We start from the raw sequence: 12,302 nt of genomic DNA, 5'->3' as shown, positions 1-12,302 counted from the left end.
GGCGACCTCCTCCTGGCCGGGTGCGTCTTCGAAGGGTTCGCCGAGGTAGGCGGCGATGACGCGTTCGTCGCCCTGGACGGTGGCGCTGTCGCCTTCGACGAGCTTTTCGCCCTGGACGAGGACGGCGACGCGGTCGCAGAGGTTGAAGATGAACCGCATGTCGTGCTCGATGACGAGGACGGCGATGCCCATGTCCCGGATGGCGAAGACGAGTTCCTCGGTGGCCCGGGTCTCCTGCGGGTTCATGCCGGCGGTGGGCTCGTCGAGGAGGAGCAGGCCGGGTTCGCTGGCGAGGGCGCGGGCGATTTCGAGCTTGCGCTGTTCGCCGTAGGGGAGGTTCCTGGCGAGGTGGTCGCGCTTGGCTGCGAGGCCGATGAACTCCAGGAGTTCCATGGCGCGGTCTTCGGAGGCTTTTTCGGCCTTCTTGAAGCCGGGTCCGCGCAGGAGTGCGGACCAGAGTCCTTCTTTGGTGCGGGTGTGGCGGCCGACGAGCACGTTTTCCAGGACCGTCATGTTGGCGAAGAGACGGATGTTCTGGAAGGTGCGGGCGACGCCGGCGGCCGTGACCTTGAAGGACTGGGACGGCAGGACGGTGCCCTTGTAGCGGACCTCTCCCTCGGTGGGGATGTAGAGGCCGGTGAGGCAGTTGAAGAAGGTCGTCTTGCCGGCGCCGTTGGGGCCGATGAGGCCGACGATTTCTCCGCCGTTGACCTGGAGGTCGACGTTGCGTACGGCGGTGAGGCCGCCGAAGCGCATGGTGACGCCGCGTGCGTCGAGCACGGTTTCGCCGGGGGCGGTGGCGCCGGGTGCGGCGCCCTTGGTGGTGGTGTCGGTAGTCATGGTGGTCAGGCCCCTGCCTTGCTGAGGACTGTGGGAGCTTCCGCTTCCTCGTGGAATTCGAGCTGGCGGCGCCGGTTCGGGATGAGGCCTTCCGGACGGAAGCGCATCAGCAGGACGAGCGCGAGGCCGAAGGCGAGGAGCTGGTAGTCGCCGAGGAACTGGAGCTTGGCGGGGATCAGGTAGAGCAGTGCGGCGCCGACGAGCGGTCCGCTGATGGTGCCCATGCCGCCGAGGACGACCGCTGCGAGCAGGAAGGCCGAGTTGGGCGGGACGACGTGGGCGAACTGGTACTGCTCGGGTGTCACGGTGTAGGTGACGTGTGCCTGGACGGATCCGGCGAGGCCGGCGAGTGCGGCGCCGAGTGCGAAGGCGATGAGCTTGACGCGGAAGCCGTTGATGCCCATGGCGAGCGCGGCGGTCTCGTCCTCGCGGATGGCGACCCAGGCGCGGCCGATGCGGGAGTCGCCGCTGCGGCGGAAGACGACCACGACGACCAGCGTGATGAGGAGCATCAGCAGGAAGTAGTTGGCGAAGCGCGCGATGGTGAATCCGGCGATGGTGTGTTCCTGGCCGAAGTCGAAGCCGAGGATGTTGAGGTTCGGGATCGAGGAGATGCCGTTGGAGCCGTTGGTGATGTCGGGTCCGCTGGTGCCGTCCATGTTGAGGACGGTGATGCGGAAGATCTCACCGAAGCCGAGGGTGACGATGGCGAGGTAGTCGCCGCGCAGCCGGAGGGTCGGGGCGCCGATGAGGACGCCGAAGACCATGGCGACGGCGGCTCCGAGGAGGGCGGAGGCCCAGAACGGCAGCTGGATGTCGAAGGGGGAGGAGGGGGAGCCGGAGACCATGGCCGCGGTGTAGGCGCCGACGCCGAGGAAGGCGACGTATCCGAGGTCGAGGAGTCCGGCGAGGCCGACGACGATGTTGAGGCCGAGGGCGACGGTGGCGAAGATCAGGATGTAGACGCCGATGGTCGCGTACTGGTCGTCGGACTGGGTGAAGGGGAATGCGGCGGCGGCGACGAACGCGCCGATCATGGTGATGTTGCGGTGCTTGGAGGTGAGTGCGGAGAGCCTGTTGACGAGTCCGGCCTTGGCGGCGGCGGCGAAGCCGAGGCCCGCGGTGATGAGGAAGCCGATGAACTGCTCGTCGTACTCGGTGCCGATGCCGTAGGTGAAGACGGTCAGGCCGAGGGTGAGTGCGGCGACGATGACGAGGATTTCGGCGTACGCGGGGAGCTTGTGGGCCGGGGCCTTGGTGGTGCCGGAGGCGAAGGCGGCCTTGACGACGGTGACGTCGTAGCGTCGCCGGTGGCGGAACTGCTCCCAGGCGGTGTCGTCCGGGTCGGAGGGGTCCGGGGCCGGGCGCTGGAACGGCAGGGAGAGTGAGCCGAGCAGGGCGGTGAGGGTGGCGATGGCCACGATCCAGCCGCCGGGTTCGAGGTTGGCCAGGCCGCCGAGTTTGGTGCTGATCGCGATGATCGTGTACCAGGCGGTGGCGAACGCTGCGAGCGCGGCGAGCTTGATGGCGCTGTCGGCTCCTGCGGGGGTGAGCCAGCGCAGGCCCTTGACGCCGTAGGAGGAGAGGCCGAAGAGCGTGGTGAGGGCGCCGCCGATGAGGACGAGGACCTGCAGGCCGCCGGGGTAGCCGTAGACGGTGAGGTCGCCGGGGAATGCGGCGGTCCAGGTCCAGGCGAGGAAGGTGGAGATGATGGTGAGGATGCCGCCGCCGGTGGCGAGGGCGCGTCCGATGTTGGGGGGGATGCCGATGAGTCCGGCGGTGGAGCCGGCCGGCTCCTTGGCGGGCGTCTGGGGGCTGGTGGTCTGTGTGGTCATAGGTCTCACGCCCTGTCCGCGACGCGCTCGCCGAGCAGGCCTTGTGGCCTGAAGAGGAGCACGAGGATGAGGAGTACGAAGGCCCAGACGTTGGCCCAGGACTGGCCGCCGAGCTGTGACATGCCGGGGACGTCGGCGATGTAGGCGGTTGCCATGGTCTCGGCGAGGCCGAGGACGACGCCGCCGATCATGGCTCCGTAGATGTTGCCGATGCCGCCGAGGACGGCGGCGGTGAAGGCCTTGAGGCCGAGGATGAAGCCCATGCGGAAGTCGATCTGGCCGTACTTGAGGCCGTAGGCGAGGCCTCCGACGGCGGCGAACGCGGCTCCGAGGGCGAAGGCGACCACGATGATGCGGTCGGTGTTGATGCCCATGAGCTTGGCGGTGTCCGGGTCCTGGGCGGTGGCCTGCATGCCGCGTCCGGTCCGGGTCTTCATGACGAAGTAGGCGAGGACGGCCATGCTGATGGGGGCCGCGATGAAGAGGAAGACGTCACCGGTCTGGATGGTGACGTTGCCGATCTCGAAGGGGCCGCCTTCGATCTGCGGGAAGGTCCGCGCCGACTTGGCGTTGGGGTACCAGGCCCATACCGCCTGCTGCAGGGCCAGGGAGAGGCCGATGGCGGTGATGAGGGGGGCCAGGCGTGGTGCGGTGCGCAGGGGGCGGTAGGCGAACCGTTCCGCTCCGACTGCGACGGTGACGGCGACGAAGATGGCGCCGACGAGCATGAGCGGCAGGGCGATCCACATGGTGGTGCCGTCGGGGAGTACGTACAGATAGACCGTGAGCGCGCCGAAGGCCCCGGTCATGAAGATCTCGCCGTGGGCGAAGTTGATGAGCTGGACGATGCCATAGACCATCGTGTAGCCGATGGCGACCAGCCCGTACATGGATCCCAGTAGCAGGCCGTTGACCAGCTGCTGCGGCAGTTCGTTCACCGCATGTCCTCCGAGCGTTCGGATAGTCGAGGGATGTGACCGGATGCGAGTCCGCGCGGGGCGCTTGTGGTGCAGCGCCCCGCGCGGCTCATGTGGTGATGCGGGTGTGGATCAGCCTTCGTACGTGCCGGACTTCACCGGCTTCCAGGTGCCACCCTCGACGGAGTAGACGGTGAGCTGCTTGTTGGTGGCGTCACCGAACTCGTCGAAAGCGACCTTGCCGGTCACACCGTCGAACGTGACGCCCTGCATGGCCTCGGTGACCTTGGCGCGGGCATCGTCCGGAAGCTTGCCGTCGTTGTCCTCGACGACCTTCTTCACGGCCTCGATGATCGCCCAGGCCGAGTCGTAGGAGTAGCCGCCGTACGCCTCGTAGGCCTCCTTGTAGCCCGCGGCCTTGTAGGCGGACACGAACTCCTTGGCGGAGGGGAGGTCCTCGACGGGCGCGCCGACCGAGGTGGCGAGGTCGCCGGTGCCGCTGGCGCCGGCCAGCTTGATGAAGTCGGCGCTGTAGATGCCGTCACCGCCGACGAGCGGGATCTTGGCGCCCGCGGCCTTGATCTGCTTGCTGAGCGGGCCGGCCTGCGGGTACTCGCCGCCGTAGTAGACGACGTCGGCACCGGAGCTCTTCACCTGCGTGGCGACGGCGGAGAAGTCCTTGGTGTCGGGGTCGATGTGCTGCGTACCGACGACCTTGCCACCGAGCTTCTTGAACTCCTCGGTGAAGGTGGCGGCGAGGCCGGCACCGTAGGTCTTCTTGTCGTCGATGACGTAGACGCTCTTCTTCTTGGCGTCGTTGAAGACGTACTGCGCGGCGAACGGGCCCTGGATGGCGTCCGTGGTCGCGGTGCGGAAGTACGACTTGTACGGGCGGGCCTTCTCGCCGCCGTTCCACTTCGTGCCCTGGGTCAGGGCCGGGTTGGTGTTGGCGGGGGAGACCTCGACGAGCTTGGCGTCGTCGAAGACCTTCTGCATGGACTCGGCGACCGAGGAGTTCAGGGGGCCGACGACGCCGAGGACGTTCTTGTCGGCGACCAGCTTGGTGGCGTTCTGCTGGCCCGAGGAGGGCTGCGCCTGGTCGTCGAGGGCCTCGACCTTGAAGGTGACGCCGTCGACGGTCTTCTCCTTGTTGGCCGTCTTGGCGGCGAGGTCCACGGAGTTCTTGATTCCGAGGCCCAGCGCGGAGAGGTCGCCGGTCAGCGGGGCGTCGACGCCGATGACGACGGTGGTGCCACCGCCGTTCGAGTCCGAACCGCCGCCGTTCTCGTCGCGCGAGCCGCAGGCGGTGAGGGTGAGTGCTCCCGCCGCCAACGCGGCGGTGATGGCGATGAGCGAACGTTGACGCACGATCAGCAGTCCTTTCCCTGGCACGGCCCTTCCTCGTGGAACGGACCGAGTCGAGCGCTGGGCCGAAAATAATTCGAATCCGATGGCGCGGTGACTGGCCGTGACTCTAAGCGTGTCGGGGGAACGTGGAGGAGAGTCTGAGTCATGCTGTGACGCTCTTGTTATGACACGAGGTAATGCAGAGCGGTACTCACTGGGCGGATGGGCAGACTTCCTGCCTATTCGTCCGGTCCACATAGTGAGAACCTGCAGGACGTGCCGCGGTCATTTCAGGAGCGTCCTACCGTTTTGGTGCTGACCCGGAGTCGTTGCTGCAGGCTACTTGCAGGGCTCCTGAGAGGTCGTGCGCATAGCGCTCACCCAGGATGAAGCTGTGGTCTTCTATTGCGCGCGTATTACGCAGAGTTACGTCCAGGAAAGGGAGAGCGGCGTTTGACGGCACATTCGCGCATTCCGTGACATGCATCGTGACGACGATCTTGTGACCGAAACCGGGCTTGGTCCGGAACGGCGGGCGCGGAACCGACGTCAGCGAGAGGCTCGCGTAGGGCTGCGAGATGCGCACGACGGTGATCGTGGGTCCGTCCTGTGCGGTGACCTTCACCGCGAAGCTGAAGCTTCTGCTCGGAGCGCCGGCGGGCGTGCTCTCCTGGCCGAGGTAGGTGATGGACACCGCCTGGGACGGGTTGGGTGCTTCGGGCGGTGGCGGGTCGTGGGGCCGGGTCGCGAAGAGATAGCTGCCGCACGCCACGAGGGTGACCGCGGTGGCGGACGCGAGCGCGGCACGGCGGTGCCTGGCGTACAGGCTTGTCAGCCGCTCGCGGGGGGTCCCGGGGAGGAGCGGCGGGGCCGGCTCGACGGTGTCCCACGCGTGTGTGCCCTCGCCCGGTTCGACCGGACCGACGCCGCTCAACTCCAGGGCCCTCCCGTCGGATTGCCGTCGCGGTACCGCTCCGTGCAGCGTTCGCGCGCCTCGCGGTCGATCAGTTCCCGCGCCGCCTGTCCGCCGGAGCGCTTCTTCTCGGACCGGGCCGCGTCCACGACCTCCATCAGGATCTCGTACTGCCCGTTGGACAGGCCCATCGACTGGTAGTCCCCGTAGGTGTCGCTGTCCAGCACCTCCCGCGACCAGTGGGCGACGATCCGCGCGCACAGGTCCTCGGGAGGTGTGGCGGGCGGTGACGACGGCGCACCGGAAGCGGCCCGCGTGCCCGCCGCCTGGCCCTGCGGGCCGGACTCGCCGCACCCGGTGGCCAGAGCGCCGGTCAGGAGCACCAGCCCAAGCACAGGCCCCCGCCAGAGGGCCCCACCCGTTCCCATCCCATGACGCTATGCCGCCGGGTGCCCGGGATCAACGCCGCCCGCGGACAACGGTGTTCCGGTGGCTCAGTTCGTCGCGTCGACGCGCTGCGCGTCGCTCGGATTCACCTCGCGCAGCATGCACGTCAGTCGCGCGCTGCATACCCGCCTGCCGTCCTCGTCACTGATCACGATCTCGTACGTGGCTGTCGAGCGGCCCCGGTGCAGAGGTGTGGCCACGCCGGTCACCAGGCCGGAACGGGCGCCCCGGTGGTGGGTGCAGTTCAGGTCGACGCCGACGGCGATCTTGGAGCTGCCGCCGTGCAGCATGGCGCCGACCGAGCCGAGTGTCTCGGCGAGCACGGCGGAGGCGCCGCCGTGCAGGAGCCCGTACGGCTGGGTGTTGCCCTCGACCGGCATGGTGCCCACCACGCGGTCCGCGGAGGCCTCGACGACCTGGACGCCCATGCGTGTGCCGAGATGTCCGGCGGAGAACATGGCGACCAGGTCCACGCCGAGCGCCGCGTACTCGTCGATGACCTCTTGCGGGAACTTCGCGTGGTGCTGCTCGCCCATGGGTCCTGCTCCTTCGTCGTCGATCACGCTGCCCGAGCGGCCGCGCTGGCTAAGCGAACGCTCAGTTGGCTGCCGATTGTTCCAGACGCACGACGACGGACTTGCTGGCGGGCGTGTTGCTGGTGTCGGCGGTGGCGTCCAGCGGCACCAGCACGTTCGTCTCCGGGTAGTACGCGGCCGCGCAGCCGCGGGCCGTCGGGTAGTGCACGACCCGGAAACCGGGGGCGCGCCGCTCCACGCCGTCCTTCCACTCGCCGACCAGATCGGTGTACGAGCCGTCGGCGAGGCCGAGCTCGCGGGCGTCCTCGGGGTTGACGAGGACGACCCTGCGGCCGTTCTTGATGCCCCGGTAGCGGTCGTCCAGGCCGTAGATCGTGGTGTTGTACTGGTCGTGCGAGCGCAGGGTCTGGAGCAGGAGACGGCCCTGCGGGAGCTTCGGGAACTCCACAGGTGCGGCGGTGAAGTTGGCCTTGCCGGTGGCCGTGGGGAAGCGGCGCTCGTCGCGCGGGGCGTGCGGCAGGGCGAAGCCGTTCGGGTCGGCCACGCGCGCGTTGAAGTCCTCGAAGCCCGGGATCACCCGCGCGATGCGGTCGCGGACCGTGGAGTAGTCCTTCTCGAACTCCTCCCAGGGGGTGCGGGATTCGTGTCCGAGGACGCGGCGGGCGAGGCGGGACACGATGGCCGGCTCGGACAGCAGGTGCTCGCTCGCGGGCTCCAGACGGCCGCGTGAGGCGTGCACCATGCCCATGGAGTCCTCGACGGTCACGAACTGCTCGCCGCTGCCCTGCAGATCGCGCTCGGTGCGGCCGAGGGTCGGCAGGATCAGGGCACGCGCGCCGGTGACGGCGTGCGAGCGGTTGAGCTTCGTCGACACGTGCACGGTGAGGCGGGCGCGGCGCATGGCCGCCTCGGTGACCTCGGTGTCGGGGGAGGCCGACACGAAGTTGCCGCCCATCGCGAAGAAGACCTTCGCCTTGTCGTCACGCATCGCGCGGATGGCCCGTACGACGTCGTAGCCGTGGCCGCGCGGCGGGGCGAAGCCGAACTCCTTCTCCAGGGCGTCCAGGAAGGCTGGCGCGGGGCGCTCGAAGATGCCCATCGTGCGGTCGCCCTGCACGTTCGAATGGCCGCGCACGGGGCACACGCCCGCGCCCGGGCGGCCGATGTTGCCGCGCAGCAGAAGGAAGTTGACGACCTCGCGGATGGTCGGCACGGAGTGCTTGTGCTGGGTGAGGCCCATGGCCCAGCAGACGATGGTGCGCTCGGAGGCGAGGACCATGCGCAGGGCCTCGTCGATCTGCTCGCGCGTGAGGCCCGTCGCGGTGAGCGTCTCGTCCCAGTCGGCGGCGCGGGCGGCCTCCGCGAACTCCTCGTAGCCGTGGGTGTGTTCGTCGATGAAGGCCTTGTCGACGGCGCCCGACCCCGCGCCGGAGGCGCTGTCGGACTCAGCGAGGATCAGCTTGTTCAGGAGGCGGAAGAGGGCCTGGTCGCCGCCGATGCGGATCTGCAGGAACAGGTCGGTGAGCGTGGCGCCCTTGAACATGCCCTGCGGGGTCTGCGGGTTCTTGAAGCGCTCCATGCCCGCCTCGGGCAGCGGGTTCACGGTGATGATCCGCGCGCCGCCCGCCTTCGCCTTCTCCAGGGCGGAGAGCATGCGCGGGTGGTTCGTGCCCGGGTTCTGCCCGGCGACGATGATCAGGTCGGCCTTGTAGAGGTCCTCAAGGAGGACGCTGCCCTTGCCGATGCCGATCGTCTCGTTCAGTGCGGAACCCGACGACTCGTGGCACATGTTGGAGCAGTCCGGCAGGTTGTTCGTACCGAACTCGCGGGCGAACAGCTGGTACAGGAACGCCGCCTCGTTGCTGGTGCGCCCCGAGGTGTAGAACAGCGCCTCGTCGGGGGAGGCGAGGCCGGTGAGCTCCTCGGCGATGATGTCGAAGGCGCGTTCCCAGGGCACCGCCTCGTAGCGCTCTGCGCCCTCCGCGAGATACATGGGCTGGGTGAGACGGCCCTGCTGGCCCAGCCAGTAGCCGCTGCGGGTCGCGAGATCGGCGACCGTGTGCGCGGCGAAGAAGTCCGGGGTCACACGGCGCAGAGTGGCCTCCTCGGCGACCGCCTTCGCGCCGTTCTCGCAGAACTCCGCCGTGTGCCGGTGCTCCGGCTCGGGCCAGGCGCAGCCGGGGCAGTCGAAGCCGTCCTTCTGATTGACCCGCAGCAGCGTCAGCGCCGTGCGCTTCACACCCATCTGCTGCTGGGCCATGCGCAGGCTGTGCCCGACCGCGGGCAGTCCGGCGGCGGCGTGCTTCGGGCCGGCGACCTGGGGCGCGTCCTGAACCGGATCACTCTGGGGCGGCTTGCCGGCCATCTCGGCCTCCTCTTCGAGCACACGTATGAGGTACGTCTTCGATCCTCCCACGTGGTGGTGACAACGATCGCGGCCCGTCCGCGGCGATGATCGCGCGCGGTGCGAAAGGCGTGACGACCACGCTGCGAAGGCGCTCGCGGAGGGCGGGGCGGGTCCGACTGTCAGTGGGGCGTGGCAGGATCGGGGGCGTGGCAGATTCAGCATCGAAGAAGACCGAGAAGACCTCCGGCGGCGGACGCCCGCGGCTGATGCTCATGGATGGGCATTCGCTGGCGTACCGAGCGTTCTTCGCGCTGCCCGCGGAGAACTTCACGACGGCGACGGGCCAGCCGACGAACGCGATCTACGGCTTCGCGTCGATGCTCGCCAACACGCTGCGCGACGAGGCGCCCACGCACTTCGCGGTGGCGTTCGACGTCTCGCGCAAGACATGGCGCTCCGAGGAGTTCACCGAGTACAAGGCGAACAGGTCGAAGACCCCGGACGAGTTCAAGGGCCAGGTCGAGCTGATCGGCGAGCTTCTGGACGCGATGCACGCCGAGCGGTTCGCCGTGGACGGCTTCGAGGCGGACGACATCATCGCCACGCTCGCCACCCAGGCCGAGGCCGCGGGCTTCGAGGTGCTCATCGTCACCGGCGACCGCGACTCCTTCCAGCTCGTCTCCGAGCACACCACCGTGCTCTACCCCACGAAGGGCGTCTCCGAGCTGACGCGGTTCACTCCGGAGAAGGTCTTCGAGAAGTACGGACTGACGCCCGCGCAGTACCCCGACTTCGCGGCCCTGCGCGGCGACCCGTCCGACAACCTGCCGGGCATCCCCGGGGTCGGCGAGAAGACCGCCGCGAAGTGGATCAACCAGTTCGGGTCGTTCGCGGAGCTCGTCGAGCGCGCCGACGAGGTCAAGGGCAAGGCCGGGCAGAACTTCCGCGACCACCTGGACGCGGTCAAGCTCAACCGCCGCCTCACGGAGATGGTGCGCGACGTCGAGCTGCCGAAGTCGGCCGCAGACCTGGAGCGCGCTCCGTACGACCGCACGGCCGTCGCGATGGTCCTGGACACCCTGGAGATCCGTAACCCCTCGCTGCGCGAGCGGCTGCTCGCCGTCGACCCCGGGGCGGAGGAGGCGGACGCCGGTCCGCCGGCCGCCGCGGGCGTGGCGGTGGACGGCACGGTCATCGGCGCGGGCGAGCTCAAGCCGTGGCTCGCCGAGCACGGCACCGCGGTCCTCGGCATCGCCACGGTCGACACCTGGGCGCTCGGCACCGGTTCGGTGGCCGAGGTCGCCCTCGCCGCGGCCGACGGCGCCGCCGCGTGGTTCGACCCGTCCGAGCTGGACGAGGCCGACGAGAACGCGTTCGCGGCCTGGCTCGCCGACCCCGACAAGCCCAAGGTGCTGCACAACGCCAAGGCCGCCATGCGGGTCTCCGCCGAGCACGGCTGGAGCATCGAGGGCGTCTCCATGGACACCGCCCTCGCCGCCTACCTCGTCAAGCCGGGCCGCCGCTCCTTCGACCTGGACGCACTGTCCCTGGAGTACCTCGGCCGGGAGCTGGCGCCCGCCGCCGCGGCCGACGGGCAGCTCGCCTTCGGCGCGGACGAAGGCGCCGAGGCCGAAGCGCTGATGGTGCAGGCCCGCGCGATCCTCGACCTGGGCGAGGCGTTCACGGAGCGCCTCAAGGAGGTCGGCGCGGCCGACCTGCTGCGCGATGTGGAGCTGCCCACCTCCGTGCTCCTGGCCCGCCTGGAGCGGCACGGCATCGCGGCCGACAAGGCCCACCTGGAAGCCATGGAGCAGATGTTCGCGGGCGCAGTCCAGCAGGCCGTGAAGGAGGCGCACGCGGCTGCTGGGCACGAGTTCAACCTCGGCTCGCCCAAGCAGCTCCAGGAAGTCCTCTTCGGCGAACTGGGCCTGCCCAAGACGAAGAAGACGAAGACCGGCTACACGACGGACGCCGACGCGCTCGCCTGGCTCGCCGGCCAGACCGACAACGAACTGCCGGTCATCATGCTCCGCCACCGCGAGCAGGCGAAGCTCCGCGTCACCGTCGAGGGCCTGATCAAGACGATCGCCGCGGACGGCCGCATCCACACCACGTTCCACCAGACGGTGGCCGCGACGGGCCGTCTCTCGTCGCAGGACCCGAACCTGCAGAACATCCCGGTCCGCACCGAGGAGGGCCGTGCGATCCGCCGCGGCTTCGTCGTCGGCGAGGGCTTCGAGTCCCTCATGACCGCCGACTACAGCCAGATCGAACTGCGCGTGATGGCCCACCTCTCCGAGGACGAGGGCCTCCTGGAGGCGTTCACCTCCGGCGAGGACCTGCACACCACCGTCGCCTCCCAGGTGTTCTCCGTCGAGGGCACGGCCGTCGACGCGGAGATGCGCCGCAAGATCAAGGCCATGTCGTACGGCCTGGCGTACGGACTGTCCGCCTTCGGCCTCTCCCAGCAGCTGAACATCGACGCCGGCGAGGCCCGCGCGCTGATGGACACGTACTTCGAGCGCTTCGGCGGCGTACGGGACTATCTGCGCCGCGCGGTCGACGAGGCACGGGCCACGGGCTACACGGCGACGCTCTTCGGGCGCCGCCGCTACCTCCCCGACCTCAACAGCGACAACCGCCAGCGCCGCGAGGCCGCCGAGCGCATGGCTCTGAACGCGCCGATCCAGGGCACGGCGGCGGACATCGTCAAGATCGCCATGCTCAACGTGGACCGGGCTCTCCGCAAGGCCGACCTCAAGTCCCGCATGCTCCTCCAGGTCCACGACGAAATCGTCCTGGAGATCGCCCCCGGCGAGCGCGCGAAGACCGAGGAACTGGTCCGCCACGAGATGGCCAACGCCGTGCACCTCCGGGCCCCCCTGGACGTCTCGGTCGGCTCGGGCCCGGACTGGGAGTCGGCGGCCCACTAGCGCCCTCCGGGGGGCGCGGGATTCGGCTGCGGGCCCGGTGGGGCTGGTCGCGCAGTTTCCCGCGCCCCTGGGTGGGTGAGGGTCGGGGTGGTGTGTTGGGTGTGGGTGGGTTTGGGCTGGCCGCGCAGTTCCCCGCGCCCCTGAAAGCGGGGCTGCGCCCCTGGCTTTTATCTTTTAGGGGCGCGGG

General features: G+C 69.2%; 9 protein-coding genes. 1 reads left to right on the top strand and 8 read right to left on the bottom strand.

Features of this window, described 5'->3' with window-relative positions; all coding sequences use genetic code 11:
• The 8 genes from O3Q52_RS37020 to O3Q52_RS36985 form a co-directional block, all read right to left on the bottom strand.
• On the bottom strand, nt 1-840 hold an 840-nt coding region (locus O3Q52_RS37020; protein ID WP_269652997.1), incomplete at its 3' end, for an ABC transporter ATP-binding protein.
• A gap of 5 nt (nt 841-845) precedes the next feature.
• Nucleotides 846-2,675, bottom strand: coding sequence for a branched-chain amino acid ABC transporter permease (locus tag O3Q52_RS37015; protein ID WP_269652996.1), 1,830 nt, complete (start codon nt 2,673-2,675; stop codon nt 846-848).
• A gap of 5 nt (nt 2,676-2,680) precedes the next feature.
• On the bottom strand, nt 2,681-3,613 hold the full coding sequence (locus tag O3Q52_RS37010) for a branched-chain amino acid ABC transporter permease (protein WP_269652995.1): 933 nt from the start codon (nt 3,611-3,613) through the stop codon (nt 2,681-2,683).
• A gap of 111 nt (nt 3,614-3,724) precedes the next feature.
• A complete protein-coding gene (locus tag O3Q52_RS37005; protein ID WP_269652994.1) occupies nt 3,725-4,960 on the bottom strand; it encodes a branched-chain amino acid ABC transporter substrate-binding protein in 1,236 nt (411 codons plus the stop codon).
• Between the two features lie 280 nt (nt 4,961-5,240).
• Nucleotides 5,241-5,873, bottom strand: coding sequence for a Tat pathway signal sequence domain protein (locus tag O3Q52_RS37000; RefSeq protein WP_269652993.1), 633 nt, complete (start codon nt 5,871-5,873; stop codon nt 5,241-5,243).
• Nucleotides 5,870-6,280 (bottom strand): hypothetical protein, encoded by a 411-nt coding sequence (locus tag O3Q52_RS36995; RefSeq protein ID WP_269652992.1) that lies wholly within the window; start codon nt 6,278-6,280, stop codon nt 5,870-5,872. Before O3Q52_RS36995 ends, O3Q52_RS37000 begins: the two co-directional genes overlap by 4 nt.
• 66 nt (nt 6,281-6,346) lie before the next feature.
• Complete coding sequence (locus O3Q52_RS36990) at nt 6,347-6,835, bottom strand: PaaI family thioesterase (protein WP_269652991.1); 489 nt, start codon at nt 6,833-6,835, stop codon at nt 6,347-6,349.
• A gap of 61 nt (nt 6,836-6,896) precedes the next feature.
• The gene (locus tag O3Q52_RS36985; RefSeq protein WP_269652998.1) at nt 6,897-9,200 is read right to left on the bottom strand and encodes an FdhF/YdeP family oxidoreductase; all 2,304 of its coding nucleotides are present in this window, start codon (nt 9,198-9,200) and stop codon (nt 6,897-6,899) included.
• Nucleotides 9,201-9,388: 188 nt separating this feature from the next.
• Between O3Q52_RS36985 and polA the strand changes: the two genes are divergently transcribed.
• The gene (polA, locus tag O3Q52_RS36980) at nt 9,389-12,115 is read left to right on the top strand and encodes a DNA polymerase I (RefSeq protein WP_269652990.1); all 2,727 of its coding nucleotides are present in this window, start codon (nt 9,389-9,391) and stop codon (nt 12,113-12,115) included.
• The last annotated feature ends 187 nt before the right edge of the window (nt 12,116-12,302 follow it).

This window comes from Streptomyces sp. ActVer, from assembly GCF_027270795.1.
Classification (GTDB): Bacteria; Actinomycetota; Actinomycetes; order Streptomycetales; family Streptomycetaceae; genus Streptomyces; species Streptomyces umbrinus_A.
This window is presented reverse-complemented; position numbering and strand designations above follow the sequence as displayed.

Excerpts from the sequence above, each read along its gene's own strand:
- O3Q52_RS36985 (WP_269652998.1), bottom strand. The coding sequence starts at position 9,200 with ATGGCCGGCAAGCCGCCCCAGAGTGATCCGGTTCAGGACGCGCCCCAG.
- O3Q52_RS36990 (WP_269652991.1), bottom strand. The coding sequence starts at position 6,835 with ATGGGCGAGCAGCACCACGCGAAGTTCCCGCAAGAGGTCATCGACGAG.
- O3Q52_RS36995 (WP_269652992.1), bottom strand. The coding sequence starts at position 6,280 with ATGGGAACGGGTGGGGCCCTCTGGCGGGGGCCTGTGCTTGGGCTGGTG.
- O3Q52_RS37015 (WP_269652996.1), bottom strand. The coding sequence starts at position 2,675 with ATGACCACACAGACCACCAGCCCCCAGACGCCCGCCAAGGAGCCGGCC.